Source organism: Flammeovirga kamogawensis (assembly GCF_018736065.1).
In the GTDB taxonomy this organism is placed as follows: Bacteria; Bacteroidota; Bacteroidia; order Cytophagales; family Flammeovirgaceae; genus Flammeovirga; species Flammeovirga kamogawensis.
Genome location: NZ_CP076130.1, coordinates 56,603 through 79,570 on the forward strand (window position 1 = coordinate 56,603; position 22,968 = coordinate 79,570).

Genomic DNA, 22,968 nt, shown 5'->3' on the forward strand with positions numbered 1-22,968 from the left:
AAGTACAAAAAAGGCGAGTGACATTGAATGTGTTATATCTACGCTTTTGTATTCAAAAAGACACCAATTTTACACTCAAAGACACCAAAAACCCCATTTCAAGCCAAATTTGACTATTCAAACTCCTCAGAGAGACAACTATTGAAATGAATTATATACTAAAAAAACAGTCAATGAAACTCTTAAAAATACCTTTTTACCTGATAGGTTTTCTGCTACTAACATTTGGTTGTACACCAAAAGATGAAGAAAACATCGAAAACGAAATCCCAGAATTATTACCTGTTTATGAGGTATATCATAATGATGTAAAAATTGTAGAAGTCACTTTAGAAGACATTTTAAACCCATCAGAACAAGAAGATTGGCAAACAGTAAAACTTGTTTATGGCGACTCTTTGATCTTTAAAGATGTCACAACTGTAGGTGAACCCACTGGACGAACTTGGTTGTTCAATGGTTCAGAAACAACAACTTCTACTACTAAAGAAACTCACGTTATCTACACTATAGAAGGAGATCATTTAGCAGGAGAAGTTACTTTTATTAGAGAAGGGAGTGATTACCCAGACGCATCGATTACTTCTGAAATTCCATTAAAAATAAATGTATCCATCCCAGCATTATTACCTGCTTTTAAAGTAATGAATAATGACACTGAAGTGGTAGCAGTTGCTGAAGGAGATGACATTGAAACAGACGAAAGCAAATGGACTAAAGTAACAGTTTATGTTGGTGAATCATTAACTTTTAGTGATGTTACTACAACTGGCTTTGCAACAGACCGTACATGGACGTTAGGCGGTGTTGAAATAGATGATACGAATGCAAAAGAAGTAACAGCTACTTATACTACTGTAGGAACTTATTCTGCCGGAAAATTACAAGTAAACAGAAAAGGTACTGTATATCCTGATGCAGAAGTAGAAACAATTATTCCATTAAAAGTGGAAGTAATAACTCGCCCTCTTGTATCTGGAATACATGTTTTTAGAGGAGATGACCTTGACAATGCCATCTATCAAATTGCTTCGGGTAATGAAGGTGAAGCAAAAACGATTGCTTTAGAGAATGGAGAAAAATTAACTTTCAAACTAGTAAATGATGATACATCTGTAAAACATATTTGGAGCATAAATAATGGCACTGAACAAACTGCTGAAACAGTAGAATTTGGAGTCACTTTCTCAGAAGACAATGACGGATTAGTAGGACATGCAATTACATTAAAAAGAGAAGGGCAAGAAGATGTCGTTATTCAAATACCTTTAACGGTTAAGGTAGTCACTTCTCCTTCTTTAAATGTGGGTGTGCGTGTGTATAAAAATGATGATATGCAAACAGCGCTCTATGAAGTTGTAGCGGGAGATGAGCCAGTTGCAGCATCAATTACTTTAGAAGCGGGTGATAAGCTATCTTTTGTAGATGCATCTACAGGTGAACCTACATCAAGAACTTGGACAATTGATAATAATGAGGAAATCACATCTTCAGAAGCAACTTTTGATGTTACCTATTCTACGGTAGGAACATTCGAATCATCAATATTAAAAATCATAAGAAATGGTCACTCAGACTATTCAGATCAAGAAAAAACAGTAACGTTACCACTTTCTATTAAAGTTATTGATACGCCAGAACTTAAACTTGGAATGGCTGTATACAAAAGCAATGATATGGAAACGGCACTTTATACTGTCAATTTAGGAGAAACTCCATCTGCAGGTACGATAGATTTAAATAACGGTGAAGAACTTATTTTTGTAGATAAATCGACAGGAAGTACTACAGGTATTTTATGGACAATTGATAATGGAGAGGGTACTCCTTTAACATCTGCAGAAAGTAGCTTTGGAGTGACTTATGCAACTGATGGTAATTTTAGTGTTACAAAATTAAAATTAACAAGAAATGGGCATGCAGACTACGTAGATGTAGAAGAGGAGTTTGAAATTCCATTGACAGTAAATGTGTCGACAGTAATTACTGAAGTAAGCAAGAATAGTGATATTAGCTTAAGAAAAGTAGATAATAATAAGGTGATTTCATTTACAGTGGAAGAAGCTTTAGTAGCCATAACAGAACAAGAAACCGCTAAGGCAGGGTTTACAGTAACAGTTCAGAATGATGAGGCAGGGTTTGGACCTACAACCTTTACAGTTGCATCTGTAGCTATAAATACTGATAATACTAAACAAATTGATATTACCGTAGCAGAAGAACTTTATAATTCTGATGTGGTGACAGTAGCTTTTACTGGAGCAGACGGAAATGCAATTGTTACTGCAGAAGGTGCAAGATTAGCTAATTTTGCATCAGAACAAATAGCGTCTTATTATAACCGAGGAAATATTCTAAACGCTGAAATGGCTTCTTTTTCTATTGAAAAAGAAAGTAATGCACCATATGCAGCAGGATGGTATAACCAAAATAAGGTAATTACTTGGAATAGAGAAACTAGTGGGGCAATGATAAATACGTTGAAATTCTATGCTGCTTCTTCAGCTGATTTACACGGTACAAGAGATAGAGTACAGAGTGTAGATGCAGACCAATCTATTGAAGGAGCATTATCTGCTGGAGATTTAGTAAGAGTGGCAATGGATATTTACATTCCTGCAGGTAATGGTATGACTGATGGACTATCAATCCAGTTTTTGAATCCATCTATGAACTCAACTCCAATACCAACAGCAGATTTAGAAAGAGGGAAATGGGTGACAACATATGTTGATATTATTATGACTTCTGATCTAATTCCACCATCAGGTAAAACAGCAGGTTTCTCCGTTCAACTTACTAAAGATAGTGTTGTAGGTATAGGAGATGGTGAACCGATAGAATTCTATATTGATAATTTAGTTATTGAAAAATACGAAGTGAGACAATAACTCATCAAATACTAAATTTAGAAACTGCTGCCTATGTATGTGTGAGGGCAGCAGTTTCCAATACTAAATAATAATTGGTGTGACTACTAATTAAATTCTTTAAGTAAGAAATTTAAATACTTATTGATTCATTGAAAACAACAAAAAAATGAGAACGCGTAGCGTATTAACCACCTTCGGATTAGGTTTAATGCTAACTGTAATTACTACTGCAGTTTGGTCTTATAATAAAGTAAAGGAAACGGTAACTTTTACTACAGCAATTGCAGAAGATGCAACTCCAACGGTATTAAAACGAATTTTAGAAATAGAAACTTCTCCTGTAGAAGTAATAAAATTCGAGAAAGGAACATACCATTTTTATCCAGAGAAGGGATTAGAAAAATTTTGGCATATTTCTAATCATAATGATGTACTAATTCGTACTGCTTTTCCTATTATTAAAAAGGAAAATATTACAATTGATGGACAAGGGTCAACCTTTATTTTCCATGGTAAAATGATTCCTTTTCTTATTAATCAATCTAAAAATATTACAGTTAAAAATGTTTCTATAGATTGGCACGAAACGTTCCATAGCGAAGGGAAAATTATTGCTAGAAACGAAGAAGAAAACACTTTTGATATTCAAATTCCTGAAAGCTATCCATACATAATTCGTAACAATCAACTGATCTTTATCAAAGAATATTACGAACATACTATTGGACAATCTATTTTATATGATCCTGAAAGAGGAGGTGCAATTGCTTTTAATACAGAAGCATATACACCTATAACTTCTTATAAAAAAATAACCGTTTCACGTAATCTAGAGAGCATCAAATACAAATATAAGGTAGATAATAGAGCACCATTTTTAGGTAAAATGTTTCAGGAGAATAAAATATCTGTAAAAGAACTTAAGCCTGGAGTAGTACGAGTGTTTAATCATAAAAATAAGAAAAAAGATTTACCACCTGTTGGTTATACTATTGCCATGAAAGGGGCACAAGGAAAAAATAGATTAGCACCGGCTTTTCATGTAACTTTTACAGATGGGTTTAACGGCTATAATGTCAATGTTCATCATGCAGGAGGGATGGGGTTAATAGCAGAAAATTCTTCTGATTTAATCTTAGAAAAATTTAATATTTTCCCTTCAAACGGACGAATGGTTTCGACAACTGCAGACGCTACACATTTTGTAGGTTGTAGAGGAAAAGTACAATTAAAAGATTGTTTATTAAGTGGGCAGTTAGACGATGGCAGTAACATTCATGGTACGTATCAAGAAGTTGTAGATATTTTGGGCCCGAATAAGATTGGTGTTAGGATGGGGCATTTTCAGCAACAAGGTTTTGTTATTGGGAGAGAAGGAGATCAGATTGGGATTGTACGTATTCAAGATTCATTTTTCCCTTATGAAAAAGACTTGACTATTAAATCGATTGAATACCGTAGTGGACGTTATCAAGTAATTACTTTTAACCAAGAATTACCAAGTAAAATAAAAGCAGGTGATTTAATAGAGAACCAAGATGCCTATCCAGAGGTATTAGTAGAAAATTGTACTTTTAAGAACAATAGGGCAAGAGGTTTATTACTTTCTGTACCAAGAAAAACGATTGTAAGGAATAATTATTTCCACACCGAAATGGAAGCATTATTAATTCCTGTGGAAAGTGGTCATTGGTTTGAGGCGGGGAATCAGAAAAATTTGTTAGTAGAAAATAATGTATTCGAAGACTGCCAACATAGTGGGTTTAATAGAGGTGTAATTCGATTTGATACAGATGATGAAAATAAAAATATTGCCTTTTCAAACATTACAATTACTAAAAATATATTCAAACAATTTGACAATCTTATTTTACAGATAACCAATGTAGATGGATTAGAGTTTTCTGAAAATACAATTACTAATTCTCAAACTTTTCCTCAGTTACATAACGAAAATCCAGCTTTTAAAATAACGGCTTCAAAGAATGTAAATTTTAGCGATAATATCTATAAAGGCAAAGCAACAAAAATTATTGAAACCGATGATAAACAAGTTGTTTTTCAATAAGAACAGTTAATAATTGATTAGCTGTAGCCATAAGCTCCTCATTTTAGAAATAGAATGAGGAGTTTTATTTTGTTGATAATTAGCGATTTATGGTAATGTATTTAAATTTTTAATATATATCGTTTGCGATATAAAATAAAATCACCACATTTGTATCGTAAACGATATAAAAACAAAAAATTAAAAATTATGAAAACGTTATATACAACACAAGCAACAGCAAAAGGTGGTAGAAATGGTAAAGTAGAAACTGCAGATGGTGTGTTATCAGTAGAGGTACGTATGCCAAAAGAATTAGGTGGAGTGGGAGAAGGATATACCAATCCAGAACAATTATTTGCAGCTGGCTATTCTGCTTGTTTTGATAGTGCCTTAAATTTAGTAGCTCAACAAGCTAAGCAAAAGATTACATCTAAAGTAACTGCTGAAATCTCTTTAGGTGCAGTTGAAGGAGGCTTTGGTTTAGGTGCAGCGTTATTTGTAGAAATTGAAGGTGTAGAAAGAGAAATTGCTCAAGGATTAATGGAAGCAGCACACAAAGTATGTCCTTACTCTAAAGCTATTAATAACAATGTTGATGTAAAATTGACATTAGTATAAAGAAAAAAGTGAGTATAATCCATTAAGCAATAGTTATGAATTTAATATCTAAGTTATTAGTACCTAACCAAATTTCTACAGCTCAGAAAGTAGCTAAAACAATATTAGGAGCAGCATTATTATACGCTGGTTTAGGTCATCTATTTTGGTTAAGACAGGAGTTTGTTGCTCAAGTGCCTGCTTGGGTTCCGTTAGAAGTAGATGTAGTAGTTGTACTTTCCGGATTTGTAGAAATAGCATTAGGACTCTCACTAATTTTCTTATCAAAATATAAAGCAATAGTGGGTGGAATTACTGCACTGTTTTTCATAGCTGTATTTCCTGGTAATATTTCGCAATATATTAACCAAGTAGATGCGTTTCATTTAAATACAGATAATGCAAGGTTTATAAGATTGTTATTTCAACCGTTACTAGTTGTTTGGGCGTTATGGTCTACCACAGCTTGGGAAGCACTAAAAAAATAACCGAAGAGTTTTTTTTACAGCGTTCAACTTTTAATTTTGGTTAATTAAAAAAGAACAAAGGATGGGACACGAACAATTAAAATTAGAAAATCAGCTTTGCTTTCCTGTGTATGCAACATCTAGATTAATTACTAGGGAATACCAACCAATGTTGGATGAGTTAGGCATTACCTATCCGCAATATTTAGTTTTACTTACGTTATGGGAGCAAGATAAAATGCCTGTAAATGATATTGCAAAGAAACTGATTTTAAAAACGAATACTATTACTCCATTATTAAAAAGGATGGAAGTTTTAGGACTCGTAAAAAGAGAAAAAGACGAGGTTGATACTCGAAAAGTTCTTGTTTTCTTAACAGAAAAAAGTAAGGAAATGGAAACTAAAGCAGCAGAAATCCCTTCCAAAATATTTAATCAATTGCTAAAAGGAAATGTTGATGTAGATAAACTAATGGAATTGAAAAATCAGTTAGGTGACATTATCGCTCTTCTTAAAAGAGTAGATGATTAATTAGATAGTATAATCAACATCTTAAAAAGACATTTATTGCTAATGTGAATAATAAAAAGGAGTTAATTTAAATAATAATTGACTCCTTTTTCTATATAGTTAAAGTAATAATAGGAGATGTATTTTGCCTGTTTTGTACAACTGATAGCTTGTTTTAGAAAAACGTTTACCAACTGCTTGCTAGTAATTTTGAAATGATAAAAAATCATGAATAATTTTAGAAAATATAGCAGCAGATATGATAAAAAAATTAGCAATAAAACTCATTGTTATTATCGTTATTTTAGGTAATCCTTTTGCCAGTAATTCCTTTGCTCAAGATACTACAAATACAGGGACTGAAGAGGGCAATAAACCTTTAAAAAAGAAGAAAAAAGATAAAAACGCTCCCCCTGAAAAAGGTAAACTATATTCAGCTCCCCTTCCTGTAATTGCCTCTAATCCTACTTTTGGAGTACTTTATGGCTTTGCCGGTTCATTTAATATGTTTACTGGCGATCCTAAAAACACAAGGATGTCAACCTCTTTAGGTACGCTTACTTATTCTACAAAGAACCAGCTGATGTTTACTTTTAAGAGTAACATATATCTACCTGAGGATAAGATGATTCTACTTGGGGATTGGCGTATGTTTGATACTTCTCAACCTACTTTTGGGTTAGGAACAGGCCCTGCTGGAGAAAAGTCGTTTGCAGGATATAAAGGAGAAGAATTTACACCTGGGTACGATGCCCAAATGATGGAATTTAAATATTTCCGTTTTCATGAAACAGCCTTATTTAAGTTAAAGAAAAACTTCTATGCTGGAGTTGGGTATCATATGGATTACCATTATGATATTAAGGATAATTATTTGGAAGAGAATGGGCAATCGAGCCACCAAGCATACTCCGAATATTATGGGTTTAATCCTGAAGAGTACATCTTATCTGGTGTTTCTCTTAACCTTATGTATGACAGTAGAGACAATGCCGCCAATCCTTATTCTGGAAGGTATGCACTTTTAACGTATAGAATGAATCCTGAATGGTTAGGTAGCACAAAGAAATCTTCTTCATTATGGTTAGAATATAGAGATTATTTTCAACTAGGACATAAGAAAACAGGTAATCAGCCTAATCATATGTTAGCTTTTTGGGCATACGGAAATTTTGTGACATCAGGTGTTACGCCTTACATGAATTTACCCGCTTTAGGTTGGGATCAGTTTGGCAGATCGGGTAGAGCCTACACACAAGGTAGGTTTAGAGGTGAAGAGATTGTTTATTCTGAATTAGAATATAGAGTACATCTTTTAGGAACACGAAAAAATCCTAATTTCTTAGGAGCAGTAGCCTTTGTTAATGCAACCACTGCTAGTAGTAAGCATGCTGATATAAATTTATTTCAGAACTATAATTTCGGCTATGGAGCAGGCTTACGAGTAATGCTTAACAAAAAATCTAGAACAAACCTTACCCTTGATTATGCATGGGGTGATTACGATGCAAAAGGATTGTTTTTAAGTTTAAATGAGACATTCTAAAAATAAATAGATAGAATTTTCATCATTTCTATTCTCAAATGTGAAGATAAAAAAATACCAGAAGTAGAAGTCGTAGAAATAAAGTGGCTTATTAAATTTTTTTATTGAAAAAGGTGCAGTAGTATTTTAACTATTGCACTTTTTTGTCTTGATGCTGTGTACGTTCATCAGAAGGTTTTATTCCTATATATTTTTTATACGATTTACTAAAATGAGAAATATCTGAGAACCCTAATTCGATGGCAATTTGTGTTAGATCTTTTTCTGTATTTTTTATTAAACGTTTTGCTTCTAGTACTCTTTGCAGATTAAAAAACTGTAGAATAGGTTGTTGAAATACCTTTTTAAACGTTCGTTGTAACTTGGATTCACTTAAACCAAAAGTACTACAAATGTTGTCTAGAACAGGTGGTGATGTATAATCATTTAATAGATAGTCTTTTATTTCTATCATTAATGATAAATCTTTAGGATGAATGTTATAGGCTATATTTTTAAAATCATTTTGCTCATTGTATACTCTCAGTTGTGTAACCAACTCAATAGACTTTGATAGAAAATAAGCCCTTCTTATTTCCTTTTGTTGTAAAATATGATAAACTTCCTTCAAAATTTGTTCAACCTTTGGCAACATTGGGCTGTAGAAAAACCAAGATTTTGGGTTATTTATTAAATGATAAAAATTAGACGTTTTATCGGCAGACAATAGTTTATATTCATCAATAGGAAAGCGAATAAACAACCAACTCATTTGTACATTTTTGGGGTACGTAATTGTAAAATCATAACTATGGTTGTAGATATAAATACTATCTTTTATTGATTTGCTTAATGAGGTTTCGTCATTAAAACTTCCTACTTTTCCAATTCTAATACTAATGTATTTTTCATCGTGTTTGGGCTGATTAATGAAAATACTTTCTTGTTTTAAATTTAATTCTGTAACACCAATATGTATATTCTCTGAATAAGAATAGAGAATAGATTTCATTACCCCATATTCAGAATTGTCCATGTAAAATTCTTCTCCATTCCAAGATGCACCAGTTTCTTTAGAAAGGTCTTCAAAAACAGATAAAGGACTAAACTCATCAGAAATAAAAATTGGTTTCTCCATACATGAATATACTCTTCTTTTTTCTAAAACGTTACCTTATTCACCAATCACCACAAAATTACAAACCTCTTTATAGAAATGTATAATCATATTATAGGAATTTAAAAATGATTGCTTTTTAAGCAAGCTAGCTTTGTATTATCAATCAAATAAAACAATTCTAATATGAAAAATTTATTCATCACTATATGCTTATTAATGGGAATTTCATCTTCCTCAATTGGTCAAGAAAATTATAAAATAGCAATTACAAATATACATTATTGGACGGCAGGAATGGAGCATTCTTCTCAGGAGACTACTACTATTATTATAGAAAACAACTTAATTAAGGCAATAGGAGCAGAGATTAAAATTGACTCTTCTTATACTATTATTGATGGAAAGGAACATTATTTAATACCAGGTTTAATTGATACACATATTCATTTAATGGATTCTGAAGGGCCTGCCGAAATGAAAGAAACAGAATTCTCTTATTTAAGTATTTTAGGAACCAAAAATGCCAATCGTGTTTTAATGAATGGAGTAACCACAGTTAGAGATGCTGCCGGACCTACATTTGGTTTAAAAAAAGCGATTGACGAGGAAATGACTGCAGGACCAAGAATTTACCCATCAGGAGCCGCTCTTACTCAGTCTGGTGGGCATGGCGACTTTAGAACATTATGTAATCATTCTCAAATAAAAGGTGGCTATATTGATGAAACGGAAAGTATGGGATTGGCTTTTATTGCTGATGGAAAAACTGAAATGTTAAAAGGTGCTAGAGAACAATTACGAAAAGGGGCAACTCAGGTAAAAGTTTTGGTAAGCGGGTCTATTAGTGGAAAACATGACCCTATTGATGTAGTTGAATTTACTGAAGAAGAAGTGAATGAAGCTGTAAAGGCTGCTGAAAATTGGGGTACTTACGTGATGGTACATGCTTATAATGATAAAAGTATTCAGATGGCACTAAATGCAGGGGTAAAATCTATTGAACATGCCACTTTAATCTCTGAAACAACTGCCAAAATGATAAAAGAAAAAGGAGCTGTTCTTTCTACTCAAACGTATGTTTTTAGTGTTGATTTGCCCTATTTTACAGCGGAACAAAAGCAGAAAAGAAAAGAAGCAGAAGAAGGTTTAAATACACTTTTTTCTTTATCTAAAAAATATGACTTATTAGTGACACATAGTACAGATATTTACGGAGATCCTAACCAATTTAAAAATGCTCCAAAAGAGTTTACACTCAGACAAAAATGGTTTTCTAATGTGGAAATTTTAGAACAAGCAACTATTAACGCTGCTCAGGTTTTGGAAATGTCTGGAGAAAGGAATCCCTATAAAGAGGGAAAGCTAGGTGTAATAAAAGAGGGGGCTTATGCTGATCTGATTATAATAAATCAAGATCCTACCGAAGATACAAAGGTACTTTCTAATCCTGATAAAAATATCAATTTTATAATGAAGAATGGAAAGGTCTTTAAAAATACACTAGACAAATAATAAAGTATCAAGCTCAGTAATACACCTTACTGGGCTTGTTATAGTTCCATATTTTTAAGTACATCAGTTGGTGATATACCGTATGTTTTAGTGAAATTTTTTGAGAAATGTTGTACACTACTGTATCCAAAATCAAAGGCTACTTCTGTAATAGAAAACTTTTTAGTAACAATTGCTTCATACGCTTTTTGAATTCGTAAAGAGGTGTAGTAGTTATAAATTGTTTTCCCAAAAGTACTCTGAAAAATTGTCTGTAATAAGTTCTGATGAATTCCATATTTATAAACAAATTCCTGGACATTCGGTTTTGTTTCTAATTGTGCCTCAATTTTAGATTTTATATCAAAAACAACTTTTAATTGATAGGCAGTAAGGTTATCTGAAGGGTTTTCTACAATGTCAATTTCAGAGAGATAATTGGTAAAGAGAAGAAATAATTCTTTTGTTTTCAACCTTAAAAAATACTCTTTACGGACATTAGAATAAGAGAAAACTTGCTGAAGTGTTTGTACCCATAACGACAACTCTTGCGTTCTATTAATAAAGTAATAGTAGTTTTCTTTCTGTATTAAAAAGTCTCTTACAGCCTCATTTTCTACCCATTGCAATCCCGAAATATCATAAAAAAATTGTACCGGACGAAACGTTTTTCCTTTTGTTAAATTGATGGACAAGTGAATACCATTTGTAGTATTAACAATACCATGATAGTGAATTGGTAAATTGACATCGTCTTCAATAAAACGAATAGCAATCCCTTCATTAAATAAAGAAGTATGATGGGTGAAAAATGATTGGGAGTTGAATGTTAAATCAAATTCTAACTGATTTATTAAAATATCTAGATGAAAAAACACCGCTTTTCCATGTCCTTTAAAACCCTCTAAAATAAAGATATTCCCTTTAGCAATTTTAGAGTTAACCTCCATAATTGTTGGGTGTACCCATTCTCCTTGAAATAGCTTTTCAATAAATACTTTATACTCGTCGAATGTTGCAATTTTCATTTTACTAAAGTAATTCACTTGTGTATATTCTAAATTTAGTTTAAACTATCGGAACATCCCAAATTTCGATAAACAAGTAAATTTTCGTAAATTATGATTATGGAACAGAATAAAACAAGAATGTATCGTTCAAAAACAGAAGCGGTTTTAGCGTTTTCTTTAGAAATAATTACAATTGCTTCTCTTCTTACAGGAATGCTAGTATTTGCCTTTAATTAAACCCTATTCAAGGTAGATAGTTACCCATTGGGCAATCATTTTTCCAACGTAATTAGAGTATTTACTATCTGTTAGTAAATGGTCTGCACCATCTAGTGAGATAAAACTTTTTGGATGGTGAGCATAGCCATAAATTTCTGCTGCATTCTTAATGTCAACAGTAGTATCTTGTGGTGAATGAAGAATGATAATTGGCTTTCTCAAAGTATCCATTAACTCCTTCATATTTGTATTAGAAATATCTTCTATAAATTGTTTAGAAATAGTAAACCCTCTCCCTCCTAATTGTACCAATGCTTTACCTTTTTCGAGTATTTCATCAATACTATGTTGGAAAAGATGTTGTACGTGATGTGGTGATGAAGGAGCTCCAACTGTTGCAATAGCTTTAATAGAAGCAATTTGTTTTCCTGCATAAATAGCTGCAGCACCTCCTAAAGAATGACCAATCATTAATTTAGGCGCATGGTATTCTTCCGCTAAATAAGAGGCTACATCAATTAAATCTTGCACATTAGAAGAAAAATCAGTTTCACTAAAATCCCCTCCACTTTGACCTAACCCTGTAAAATCGAAACGTAATACAGCAATTCCCATTGAGTTTAATGCTTTTGCAATGTTTGTGACAGCATTTAGATTTTTACTACACGTAAAACAGTGTGCAAAAATTGCATATGTGGTGGTTTCTCTATTTTCTGGTAATTCTAATTTAGAAGACAAAGTAATACCACTACTATTTTTAATTTTTAGATTGATGGATTTCATTTATATAATTATAATGTGTGCTCTACTTCAATGCTATGATTTTGATAATCAGATCTACAACATCTTAATTTACAGTAAATATTTAAGAAGAATAAATCAGAAAATGGAATGCTTTTTATAAATATAAATAATCATTCCTTTTCTATTAAAAATGCATTCAAACAATGAGTTTAAGATAGGCTTTTATAGACAGTTTATTCATAGGGAGGAAGGAATTGCATGGTAAGCAGTTTTTATCAGAATACAATTAATATTTTTGTACTCGTTAAATTTAAATGTACTTTTATTATTGCAAACAATTAACTAATTCAATAGAAAAAATTCTAAACTTACTTATGAAACAAATATTCACTTCAATCTTATTATGTATACTTTTTGTTACGGCCAATGCACAAACATATCATCCAACTTTTAATGTAGGAGAAAAGGAAGGTAAAGGAGTTGCTGAAACTGATATTGGTGTAATTGGTAAAACGGACACTGAAATCATTCATCTTACCGCAAAAGGTAAAGGAGTAGCAATGGGTATCGACCCTTTTGGTTTTATTAATCCAGTTGGTATAAAAACCAAAGTAGAATTAAATATTCACCTCTATGATTATGCTCTTACTTTAAAAAAAGAATTACCATTAGGTGATATTAAAATTGCAGGTTTAAATAATCCTCCAGAGAAAAACTTTGAATTTACTTACCAAGATAAAAAGAAAAATATCTGGATTATTTATTCAACTAATTCCAAAGGAGCAAACCATCTGTATAGAACAAAATTAAATGAATCAAGAACTGGGTTTGAAAAACCAATTTTGATTTCTAGACAACAAATTGGAGCAGATAAGATTAATAAACAATCTTCATATAGTATTGAACTTTCAGAAAGTAAAGATTTGATGTGTATTTATTCCTTTTCTTCAAATAAAAAAGGAAAGTCTACCTCTACATATGTCGAAGTGTTGGATGCAGATTTTAATAGAAAATGGATAATGTATTCAAAAGTACCACAATACGAAAAGAATAATTTTACCAATAAACTAGATAATACATATTCAAAATTATTGAATGGAAAAAATAAGAACACGTTACTTTCAGAAATGGGTGTTTTTCATTATTTCAACAGCGTTACCGATAAGAAAAATAATAATATTACGCATATATTATATTCTTTTTCTGAAGGGAAAAGAAATGCTATTATTAAACCAATCACAAATGATAAAATAAAAAAGAAGGGTTTACACTTAGTAGATTATAATAAACAACTTTGCTTAATAGGTTTGTACTCTAATAAAGAAGAAAAAGAGTTTGTTATTGAGGGATTATTTATAGAAATAATGGATCCTGTTTTGTTAAAAACTACATCTGAGAAGATGATTAAATTTACAAATAATCAAAAGAAGGATTTCTTAATATCAAATTATTTTCCAGAAACATCTTTTCAGCTCAATAAGTTTATATCCAAAGACAATAAGGTTGCTAAAAAACTAGAGAAGAAATCAAAAATTGAAATTGAAAATGATTTTATAGCCCACAACGTATTTATAAACAATAACCAGTCTTTTACTTTTGTTGTAGAAAGTTTTAAGGAATCTTCAATAATATCTTCAACTACTACTGGTGGGGTTGGATCTTCAAGGTTTTTGAACTATTATGAAGATTTATGTTTTATAAATTTCACGAAAGAAGGAACCATAAATTGGGTGAGTAATTTTCATAAATATCAAAAAATAGACGATAATACTTTTTTTTCTAGAGGGTTATTTTTAGAACAAAAAGAAGATCAATTACTATTTATGTATCCTAATTTAAATGTAGATCAAATTCAGTATGGAGAAGTGTCTTTAGATGGAAAAATTAAGGCAAAAGATATTTACACTCTAAAAAATAAGCGAATTGAGGGGTATTGGTTTGATCCAGGTTCTTTCGAACTTCTAACCGATCGTCAGTTTTTGGGAAATAGTATTAGGTCATTTAAAAAGCGAATGATAATGATGGATTTGAAGACCGTAAATTAAATTTTTCAGTAAAAAGAAGTTCTATTATAAGAGGGTCCATTTTAAATGGTCTCTCTTATTTTTTTGATATTGGATTTTAGGTGAACTAAAAATGGTAAAAACTTTGAACCATTATTTTTGATAATTCAGAATTAACTAAATAGAAAAGAGTTATTACTTTTCATTAATTGAGAAACTTGTTTTAAGTTAGCAACAAAACTAATTAGAAGCTTAAAACTATTATGAAAAAATTAATTTTGACGATAGGCATTTGTATCATTACGCCTTTTATTTTTGCTCAAAACCCAAAAGAAACTGTTGTAGAAATTGATCTAAAAACGATTCATGATCAAGAATTAGACGTAACTGTTTTTACTCCTAAAGGCCAAAAAAAACTTGAATTTGTTATTCCTGTTATCGTGCCAGGTACATATATGGTTTTAGATCATATAGAATATTTTAAAAAACTTAAAGCATATGATATCAATGGAGAGTTAGCCAAGGTGAAGAAAAAAAAGAATGTCTTTTTTATAGAAGGTAAGGACGAAATTTCTCGATTGGAGTATGCTGTAATTGATTGTAAGTCAAAAAAAGGTTTGGTAGGTAAACCGACAGAGGTAGAAGGGACTGTCTTTACAGAGAATAGTGCATTGATAAATTTTAATATGCTGAATGGATATTTTGAGGGTTTTGAAAAAGAACCTTTTAAAGTAATTGTTCATAAGCCTATTGGTTATTATGGTGCAACTTCTATGACTAAACTAAATGAGGAGGAGCAAAAAGATGTTCTTTATGCTGATAATTATTTTGGTCTAATTGATCAACCAGTACTCTATGCTCAGCCAGATACTACTTCTTTTGTTGTTAATGGACAGAAATTTATTGTTGCAGTTCATAATGAAGATACAACACAAGTTGCTACGGCTGTTGCAAAAACATTGAAAAATGTAATGACAGACATTGATGATTATTCTGGTCTAACATCAAAAGAGGATTATTACTTCTTAATGTACAGAATAAATCCAGATCGAATGAAAGGGTTATTTAAGTATTTTGGAACAGGAATGGCATTAGAACACCATAATTCATCTGTATATTTTGATACAAATTATGTAAGCGATAGTACTTATGTAGGATATACTCACATTGCAGCACATGAATACTATCATACAATTACTCCATTGAGTTTACATAGTGAAGAAATTCATGATTTTCACTACAGAAACCCAAAGATGTCTCAGCATACTTGGATGTATGAGGGCTTTACAGACTACTTCGCAAACAGGAGTGAAACACAAACTTTTGACGATCAGAATTATTTTGTAAATCAATTTGCATTTAGTATTGAAACATCAAAAAAGAGAAATAAGCAAAGTATGACAGAAAGTAGTCGTGATATTATTAGAGATAAAAATGCATTAAGCTTTATTTCTAAGGTGATGGATCTAATGGCTTTTTATGAGAAAGGAGCTTTAATTGCTTTTTGTTTAGACCTAGAAATTATGGAGAGATCTAATGGTGAGAGAAGATTAATAGATGCAGTGTTAGAAATGAAAGAAGAGTATAAAGGGAAGTATTTTGAAGATGATAAACTTAGGGAAATTATGACGAAATATACCTACCCTGAATTTGGTGAGTTTTATGATAAATATATACAAGGGACAGCTACTCCCGATATGGATGCTTATTGTGATAAACTAGGATGGGAGTATATAAAAAAAGGAAAAAAACAGCCAACTTATGGTACTATCATAACAAAAAAGAATAAAAATGAAGAATATAAAATTTCATACACCAAAAAAAATACATTAGGGTTAAAAAAAGGGGATATAGTACTCTCAATAAATGGTGGTGATCCTAAAGTGTTTTATGAAAATAGACGTGAATATTATAAAAAGAAGATATCTCCTAGTTTAGATGAAATACTAACAATAGAGGTAAAAAGAGGAGAGAAGTTGATTACATTATCTGGTTCTCCAAAAATGAAAAAAACAGAGTTTCCAAAAATAAAAATTTATGAAGAAGTGACTCCTGAACAACAAAAAACAAGAGAATATTTCTTTCATGAAAAAGAGATAGTTGATGTAAAATTATAGCAAAGTAAAGCCCAAGTAAAAATTATAACTTGGGCTTTTTTAAAACTATTTTATTGATAATTTATGTAAAAAGGACCACCTAATCCCTAATTCTAGTAAAGTGGAAATGTTTATTTTCTATTAAGAACAGCTCCCTCACTTACACTTTTAGCTTTTTTATAATTTAAATAAATTATAAGTGATTTCTACAGCTATTCTAAATACAATAACTTACTTACAGATACATCGATTGTATATACAAACACATCTTTACACCGCTTATCATGTACTTTTGAGTATTAATTGAGATGAATATGATGATGAAGCACTATTTAACTATTACATTATTTTTTGGCTTATTATTCTCGCTTACATTAAAAGCACAAGACAAGCCCAATATAGTTTTGCTATTTGTAGATGATTATGGATGGTCGGATCTAAACTATAGAAACAAGACCTTTACAACTCCAAACATTGATCAGCTAAAGAAGGAAAGTTTAGAATTTACAAGGGCTTATATTCCTACGCCTACATGTAGTCCGAGTAGGGCATCTATTCTAACTGGAAAAGAAGCGGCAAGACTACAAATGCCTAGACATATTAAAGATGAATTTCCTGATGGTTCTAATACAAAAGAGTTTGGAATTTGGTCTAAAGATCCAGCTAAAAGAGGTTCACGAAATTGGTTGCCTTTAGAAGAGGTTACGTATGCAGAAAAGCTAAAAGAATTTGGCTATTACAATGCGTTTATGGGAAAATGGCATTTAGGTCATCAACCTTACCATCCAATTCATCAAGGGTTTGATGAACAAACAGGCACAAGTAACTTTGGGCACCCAAAAAGTTATTACGCACCGTTTTTTAAAAATGGTCCTGCTTTAGAAGAATATAACAATGATAAAGACGCTTACTTAACGGATGTACTTACAGATAAGGCTGTCAATTTTATTAAGGAATACGATAAAGAAAAACCATTCATGTTGTCACTTTGGTACTATACAGTGCATGGACCTCATATTGGTAGAAAAGATCTTATTCAAAAATATATAGACCAAGGTATGCAACCAGCGTATGCTAAATACCATGCAATGGTAGAAACAATGGATGCTTCTGTTGGTGCAGTAAGAGCGGCATTAAAAGAAAAAGGAATTGATGACAATACGGTTATTATTTTCACATCTGACCAAGGTGGCTTCTTCGAGAATTTACCATTAGCAGGAGGAAAGAGAAATAATACTTTAGGAGAAGGAGGAGCACGCGTTCCAATGCTTATAAATTACCCTGGGGTTACAAAAGCAAATACAGAATGTACAACGCCAATCCAAACAATAGATGTTTTCCCTACTTTAATGGAAATAGCATCAAATGAAAAATATAAAGATGGTGCTATTAATGGGGTGAGTTTAATGCCATTAATTCAAGAGAAAAAGATTAAAAGTAGAAACTTATATTTCTTCAGAAGTTACGAAGATCAATATGCTGCAGTAATGAATGGTGATTGGAAATTAGTAAAATATTTTAGCGGTAAATATCAATTATTTAATGTAGTTGAAGATATATCAGAGCAGAAAGATTTGATTGATATTGAAGTGAAACGTGCTACTAAAATGCAAAAGGATTTAGCAGCTTGGGAAAAAGAAGTGTATGCAGGATGGAAAGAAGTAACAGAGGCAAATTCTGTGTTTTTTCAAATTCCTCCTAAAAGAAAATCAAAATAGTAAAAACCGATTTTAGTAAATACAAGTATAGCTTAGAAAACCTTCCTGATTTTTATTGGGGAGGTTTTTATATTTTTAAACAATGATATTGCGGTTCATCTAATATTCTCATTCACTTAAATTAATTACATGAATTTTCTTTGTGAGAAATTCCCATGGTGAGTTCATTCTTAAAAGAAACTTTATCGTCTTTAAAATCTTGTATTTTACCTACATAAGTCTCAATATTTTCTAGTTTACCGTGTTTGTCATATTGAGTTCTCATAAACTGCATAATATCTTTTTTGAAATTAAGAATAACTATTTCTGATCATTGATTAGTTCTGTAACATTTTCATCATGATTAAATGGTAATAACATACTAAACATGATAATGTGTACTATAATGGTTATTTCCATTGTATTGTTTTTAGCGACCAAGCTCCAGTTGGTTTTTGATTAAATTAAAATATTTACCTTGAGTATTTACTAGGCTATTATGATTGCCTGTTTCAACTATTTCTCCATTATCAATAACTAAAATTTTATCAGCATTTTTTACAGTGGATAATCTATGTGCAACAATAATTACTGTTTTATTTACAAAAAAATGCTGTAGATTATCATGAATCTTTTTCTCATTTGCAGCATCTAATGCTGATGTTGCCTCATCTAAAAATAAAATTTCTGGATTTTTATAAATAGCTCTTGCTAATAATAATCGTTGTTTTTGTCCTCCACTTAATTGAATTCCTGTATTTCCAATTTTAGTATTATATCCCATTGGTAATGCTGAAATAAAATCATCTATGCAAGCCATCTTAACAGCAAAATCAAGTTGTTTTTTATTTTCTTTTTTTTCTGAAAAAATTATATTTTCCTTTATAGTTCCACTAAAAACATGCCCATCTTGGAGAACTATCCCAGTATGTTTTCGCCAAGAATCTGCATTGTATTCATTTAAGGGTTGTTTGTTAATTTCAATCCTTCCATCATTAGGAACATAGTAAGCTAATAATAGTTTTAATAAAGTTGTTTTTCCACATCCTGAAGCTCCAACAATAGCTGTTATATTGTTTTTTTTAATTATTATATTTATATTTTTTAAAACAAAAGGATTGAAATTTCCAGGATATTTAAAATTTAAATTAGTTAATACTATATCTTCAATTTCATGCTTTGAAATGTCTTTTTTACTATCATTATCTTCTTCTTCTGTTCTATAAACTTCATCAATGCGTTTATTGGCAATATCTGTATCTTGTGTATCTCTGATAAAATTTACTATATTTTTTACAGGTCTTGATAATTGTCCTAAAATATATGAAATACTTAATAATGTACCCAATGTCATATTTTGATTTATTATAAGAAAAGCACAGACTCCAATAACAATCATTTCAGCAAGTTTTGAAATAAAGTCTACACCAATTAGTTGATTTATGTTAAGAATTAGAGACCTTAATTCTATACTATTTAAACTATCTTGAATTTTTACTATACTCTTGATAATAAACTTTTGAGCACTGTTAACCTTTATTTCAGGCATATGCATGACAAATTCATATAATTTATTTTTATAATGAGCTTGCTTTAAAAAAAGTGCATATTCTAAGATTTTTCTTTTCTCTAAAAAAAAAGTGACCCAAAAAACTATAGCAATTGATAAGATAAAATAAATACAAAAAATATATAGATTAAAATATAATAAAATTGAACCGAAGATTACAATATTCATTACAGTAAAAATAAAATCTATTCCTTTCCAAGTTAGATAGGATTGTATTTTATTTTGATCTTCTAAACGTTGTAATGTTTCTGTATTTAGCCTTGTATCAAAATAATTTATTGGTAATTTCATTAATTTATAAAGCAATTTTTTCTTTAAAAGAATGCTTAAATTAAAATTTACCTTTGATAAAATATATTGACTATAAACATCTGAAATGAATCCAGATATAAATAAAATAAATTGACCGAGTAAAAGATAGAAAACTATATTCATATCCTTAGAAATAATACCCTTATCTATAATATACTGGAAGATAAATGGAATACACCAATTTGTAGATAATGCTATTAATGTGAAAAATAATACAAGTAAATATTTTTTCTTTTTTCTTTTTACATATGCAATAGCATCTTTGAAAAATAATGAATTGAAAAGAGAATAACTTTTCAATTCATTGGAATTTACTTTTTTCTTTTCAAATTCTTCATTAGGTTCAAAATAGATTCCTATTCCTTTTTCATTATCACCTTTCCATTCTTGAATAAAACTTTCTTGATCTAGTTTTATTTTCCCATATGCTGGATCAGCTAGAAAGTAAGTTGTCTTCTTACCCTTCAATTTAATTTTTTCAAGAACAACAAAATGATCTTGTTTCCAAAATAAGATAATGGGTTCTTCAAAGTCTTTAAGGTCATCAACAGTTAATTTCAGAGGTAATGAATTTAATCCTATTTTTTTAGATACTTTTAGAATGTCTTGTAATGAAACTCCTATTCTAGAGAATTCAAAAAAATGTTTGATATAAACAAGATCACAATTATTTCCATAAAAATTCACTATCATTGCTAAGCACGCAGCAGCACAATCAGTACTTTGTAATTGATGGAAAAATTTTAAATTTCGACTATTAGTTACCATCTAATATTTCATTTATTTTATTGTATATTATTTTGTTTTTTTCTTCAATATCACCGAAATAGACACAATACTCTTCACCACTTTCAATATGCTCTATTGCATGTTGAGAACAGCCACCATTACAAAGTGGTAGTATTTTACATTCTAGACAGGGTTTATTTTTAAATTTTGCATTCATTCTCCTTTCAAGTGAATTATTTTCCCAAATTAATATTCCATCTTTACTTAAATAACCTTCTCTATTTTGTGTAACAAAGTCTCTGGCAGTACACTTAAAAAGATCACCATTATAATTAATTGTCGCACTATTTATTTTGTCAGCATAGCAAGAGTTCTTTACATTATCAACGGAATATGACGATAATGCCTTAAACCCATTTTGATGTATAATAGACATGTTTTTATCAACTGTTTTAGAGATATTATCGTTTTGGTCATCTTGCCACACTCTATGAAAATCGAAAAGTAATCTTTTTCTCTTAAAATTTGGTAGAGATGAAAAGTCTTCTATTATCTTAAAACAATTATTTATATTATCTGCTGTATAATTTATTCTAGCTCTTACTGAAAAATTATCATGTTCGAGAAGATTATGGATATTAGAAATTATTTCATTATAACTTCCTTTTGTTTTTGAGACATATCTTACTTTATTATGTTCTTCTCCATAACCATCAAGAGTTATCTGTAATGATATAAATAAACCTTTTTGAATAAAATATTTAATAAATTTTCTATTTATTAAATAACCATTAGTTGTAAACGATATGTTTTGTGATTTCTTATATTCAATACACTTTTCAACTAAATAATCAATAAGTGGAATAACACTCTGATAAAAATATAAGAGAGGTTCACCACCAAAAAAAGATAGCGTAATGTGTTTTAATTTTTCCTTTTTTAATAAATTATCAATTAATTTTTTAATAGAATCAATAATATTAAAACCTAATTTTGAATCATTTATGTGAGACTCATAACAATACCAACATTTAAAATTACAATTCATTGTTGGATTTATAGTTAAAACAAAGTTTTCTTCTGTATTATCTATTTTATATGATAGGTCTTTTACTTTTTGAAGTTCATCTAATTCATCCTCTATTATAAATTCTTCTTCGATTAAATAATTATAAAACGATGGGTGAAAGTCTTTTAACTTCGTAATCCCTTCATTTTGAGCTGAAATTAATAATTCTTTCAAGTCATGTTCAAGAAATAAAACTTTATTTGTGAAAGAATTATATAACGAGTATTTATCTTCAAAAGGTAAAATTGAATTGTAGGTGCTAATTTTCATAGTTTGTATAGGATTTATTAATTATAGTAACCATTTAGAAAAAAATGAAACTAAATAGTTACTTTTCAGTCAAATGGTATTGTAATACACTAACCCCACATTTGTAAATGTTTCATCTCCGGGGTCACTTTTGTTTGAAAAGCAATAATAAAACCATCTTGCAACATACCATTATCTTCCGTTGACGGTTTATATTAATGCATAGAAATTGCTTTTTTTATTTTTCTTCTACCTCATCATTAGAATTAGTTTTTATTATTGTGGTTAGGGAGTGACAAATATTATCTGTCACTTCCCAATATGTTTAAAGATTATTTTTAACTACCACAACCTTTAGTACAGTTACCTCCCTGACAATTATTTGTCGAGGGACAATTTCCATTTACGTCAATATCTGGTATTTCTTTATCAGTGTTACCACCATAGACAATTGAATATCCACCACTTAGGATATCCTTTTCATGAATTAGCATACTAATTTTCGAAAAGGATTTAATCTTCTTTCTCATCTTCCTTATTTAGTATTTTGATTGAAAAATAGATAATAGTTTTTAGTCATTAATCCTACTTCGGACTAACTTGCAAGTTTATTTTTTATTTAAGTAAGCATTAAGC

Annotated in this window: 17 protein-coding genes; 10 read left to right on the top strand and 7 right to left on the bottom strand. The window is 30.4% G+C overall.

Annotated features, from left to right (window positions below):
- Positions 1–173 precede the first annotated feature (173 nt).
- The 6 genes from KM029_RS24685 (at position 174) to KM029_RS24710 (ending at position 8,044) form a co-directional block, all read left to right on the top strand.
- The gene (locus tag KM029_RS24685; RefSeq protein ID WP_144077078.1) at positions 174–2,891 is read left to right on the top strand and encodes a hypothetical protein; all 2,718 of its coding nucleotides are present in this window, start codon (positions 174–176) and stop codon (positions 2,889–2,891) included.
- Between the two features lie 148 nt (positions 2,892–3,039).
- A complete protein-coding gene (locus KM029_RS24690; protein WP_205125547.1) occupies positions 3,040–4,941 on the top strand; it encodes a right-handed parallel beta-helix repeat-containing protein in 1,902 nt (633 codons plus the stop codon).
- 189 nt (positions 4,942–5,130) lie between these two features.
- Positions 5,131–5,541 (top strand): organic hydroperoxide resistance protein, encoded by a 411-nt coding sequence (locus KM029_RS24695; protein WP_144077079.1) that lies wholly within the window; start codon positions 5,131–5,133, stop codon positions 5,539–5,541.
- A 35-nt stretch (positions 5,542–5,576) separates the two neighbouring features.
- Positions 5,577–6,008 (top strand): DoxX family protein, encoded by a 432-nt coding sequence (locus tag KM029_RS24700; protein ID WP_144077080.1) that lies wholly within the window; start codon positions 5,577–5,579, stop codon positions 6,006–6,008.
- A gap of 61 nt (positions 6,009–6,069) precedes the next feature.
- On the top strand, positions 6,070–6,519 hold the full coding sequence (locus KM029_RS24705; protein WP_144077081.1) for a MarR family winged helix-turn-helix transcriptional regulator: 450 nt from the start codon (positions 6,070–6,072) through the stop codon (positions 6,517–6,519).
- Positions 6,520–6,757: 238 nt separating this feature from the next.
- Entirely contained in the window at positions 6,758–8,044 is a 1,287-nt protein-coding gene (locus KM029_RS24710; RefSeq protein WP_144077082.1) for a BamA/TamA family outer membrane protein, read from the top strand.
- A gap of 130 nt (positions 8,045–8,174) precedes the next feature.
- Here KM029_RS24710 and KM029_RS24715 read toward each other — a convergent pair whose 3' ends face one another.
- Positions 8,175–9,161, bottom strand: a complete 987-nt coding sequence (locus tag KM029_RS24715; RefSeq protein ID WP_144077083.1) for a helix-turn-helix domain-containing protein — start codon at positions 9,159–9,161, stop codon at positions 8,175–8,177.
- 165 nt (positions 9,162–9,326) lie between these two features.
- Here KM029_RS24715 and KM029_RS24720 point away from each other — a divergent pair, with 165 nt between their 5' ends.
- Positions 9,327–10,655 carry a metal-dependent hydrolase family protein gene (locus tag KM029_RS24720; RefSeq protein WP_144077084.1) on the top strand — a complete coding sequence of 443 codons (1,329 nt, stop codon included), beginning with the start codon at positions 9,327–9,329 and terminating at the stop codon, positions 10,653–10,655.
- A 38-nt stretch (positions 10,656–10,693) separates the two neighbouring features.
- Here the strand turns inward: KM029_RS24720 and KM029_RS24725 are convergent, their stop codons facing one another.
- Both KM029_RS24725 and KM029_RS24730 read right to left on the bottom strand, forming a co-directional pair.
- The gene (locus tag KM029_RS24725; protein ID WP_144077085.1) at positions 10,694–11,662 is read right to left on the bottom strand and encodes a helix-turn-helix transcriptional regulator; all 969 of its coding nucleotides are present in this window, start codon (positions 11,660–11,662) and stop codon (positions 10,694–10,696) included.
- Between the two features lie 222 nt (positions 11,663–11,884).
- Positions 11,885–12,646, bottom strand: coding sequence for an alpha/beta hydrolase family protein (locus KM029_RS24730; RefSeq protein WP_144077086.1), 762 nt, complete (start codon positions 12,644–12,646; stop codon positions 11,885–11,887).
- Between the two features lie 335 nt (positions 12,647–12,981).
- Between KM029_RS24730 and KM029_RS24735 the strand changes: the two genes are divergently transcribed.
- From KM029_RS24735 to KM029_RS24745, 3 genes are all read left to right on the top strand, one after another.
- A complete protein-coding gene (locus KM029_RS24735) occupies positions 12,982–14,652 on the top strand; it encodes a hypothetical protein (RefSeq protein ID WP_144077087.1) in 1,671 nt (556 codons plus the stop codon).
- Positions 14,653–14,873: 221 nt separating this feature from the next.
- Positions 14,874–16,727, top strand: a complete 1,854-nt coding sequence (locus tag KM029_RS24740; RefSeq protein ID WP_144077088.1) for a M61 family metallopeptidase — start codon at positions 14,874–14,876, stop codon at positions 16,725–16,727.
- A gap of 293 nt (positions 16,728–17,020) precedes the next feature.
- On the top strand, positions 17,021–18,424 hold the full coding sequence (locus KM029_RS24745; RefSeq protein ID WP_245006609.1) for a sulfatase: 1,404 nt from the start codon (positions 17,021–17,023) through the stop codon (positions 18,422–18,424).
- A 121-nt stretch (positions 18,425–18,545) separates the two neighbouring features.
- On the opposite strand, the gene KM029_RS24750 is transcribed toward KM029_RS24745, so the two are convergent.
- The 4 genes from KM029_RS24750 to KM029_RS24765 form a co-directional block, all read right to left on the bottom strand.
- The gene (locus KM029_RS24750; protein ID WP_158631255.1) at positions 18,546–18,689 is read right to left on the bottom strand and encodes a hypothetical protein; all 144 of its coding nucleotides are present in this window, start codon (positions 18,687–18,689) and stop codon (positions 18,546–18,548) included.
- A 144-nt stretch (positions 18,690–18,833) separates the two neighbouring features.
- A complete protein-coding gene (locus tag KM029_RS24755) occupies positions 18,834–21,053 on the bottom strand; it encodes a peptidase domain-containing ABC transporter (RefSeq protein ID WP_144077089.1) in 2,220 nt (739 codons plus the stop codon).
- The gene (locus KM029_RS24760) at positions 21,043–22,257 is read right to left on the bottom strand and encodes a radical SAM/SPASM domain-containing protein (RefSeq protein ID WP_158631256.1); all 1,215 of its coding nucleotides are present in this window, start codon (positions 22,255–22,257) and stop codon (positions 21,043–21,045) included. The genes KM029_RS24755 and KM029_RS24760 overlap by 11 nt, the downstream gene beginning before the upstream one ends.
- Before the next feature lie 413 nt (positions 22,258–22,670).
- Positions 22,671–22,862, bottom strand: a complete 192-nt coding sequence (locus KM029_RS24765; protein ID WP_144077091.1) for a hypothetical protein — start codon at positions 22,860–22,862, stop codon at positions 22,671–22,673.
- Positions 22,863–22,968 lie beyond the last annotated feature (106 nt).

What these genes read in the sequence shown, in the direction of transcription:
- KM029_RS24695 (WP_144077079.1), top strand. Translation starts at nt 5,131, where the DNA reads ATGAAAACGTTATATACAACACAAGCAACAGCAAAAGGTGGTAGAAAT.
- KM029_RS24690 (WP_205125547.1), top strand. Translation starts at nt 3,040, where the DNA reads ATGAGAACGCGTAGCGTATTAACCACCTTCGGATTAGGTTTAATGCTA.
- KM029_RS24710 (WP_144077082.1), top strand. Translation starts at nt 6,758, where the DNA reads ATGATAAAAAAATTAGCAATAAAACTCATTGTTATTATCGTTATTTTA.
- KM029_RS24725 (WP_144077085.1), bottom strand. Translation starts at nt 11,662, where the DNA reads ATGAAAATTGCAACATTCGACGAGTATAAAGTATTTATTGAAAAGCTA.
- KM029_RS24700 (WP_144077080.1), top strand. Translation starts at nt 5,577, where the DNA reads ATGAATTTAATATCTAAGTTATTAGTACCTAACCAAATTTCTACAGCT.
- KM029_RS24705 (WP_144077081.1), top strand. Translation starts at nt 6,070, where the DNA reads ATGGGACACGAACAATTAAAATTAGAAAATCAGCTTTGCTTTCCTGTG.
- KM029_RS24720 (WP_144077084.1), top strand. Translation starts at nt 9,327, where the DNA reads ATGAAAAATTTATTCATCACTATATGCTTATTAATGGGAATTTCATCT.
- KM029_RS24740 (WP_144077088.1), top strand. Translation starts at nt 14,874, where the DNA reads ATGAAAAAATTAATTTTGACGATAGGCATTTGTATCATTACGCCTTTT.
- KM029_RS24715 (WP_144077083.1), bottom strand. Translation starts at nt 9,161, where the DNA reads ATGGAGAAACCAATTTTTATTTCTGATGAGTTTAGTCCTTTATCTGTT.
- KM029_RS24750 (WP_158631255.1), bottom strand. Translation starts at nt 18,689, where the DNA reads ATGAGAACTCAATATGACAAACACGGTAAACTAGAAAATATTGAGACT.
- KM029_RS24685 (WP_144077078.1), top strand. Translation starts at nt 174, where the DNA reads ATGAAACTCTTAAAAATACCTTTTTACCTGATAGGTTTTCTGCTACTA.
- KM029_RS24755 (WP_144077089.1), bottom strand. Translation starts at nt 21,053, where the DNA reads ATGGTAACTAATAGTCGAAATTTAAAATTTTTCCATCAATTACAAAGT.
- KM029_RS24735 (WP_144077087.1), top strand. Translation starts at nt 12,982, where the DNA reads ATGAAACAAATATTCACTTCAATCTTATTATGTATACTTTTTGTTACG.
- KM029_RS24765 (WP_144077091.1), bottom strand. Translation starts at nt 22,862, where the DNA reads ATGAGAAAGAAGATTAAATCCTTTTCGAAAATTAGTATGCTAATTCAT.
- KM029_RS24745 (WP_245006609.1), top strand. Translation starts at nt 17,021, where the DNA reads ATGATGATGAAGCACTATTTAACTATTACATTATTTTTTGGCTTATTA.
- KM029_RS24730 (WP_144077086.1), bottom strand. Translation starts at nt 12,646, where the DNA reads ATGAAATCCATCAATCTAAAAATTAAAAATAGTAGTGGTATTACTTTG.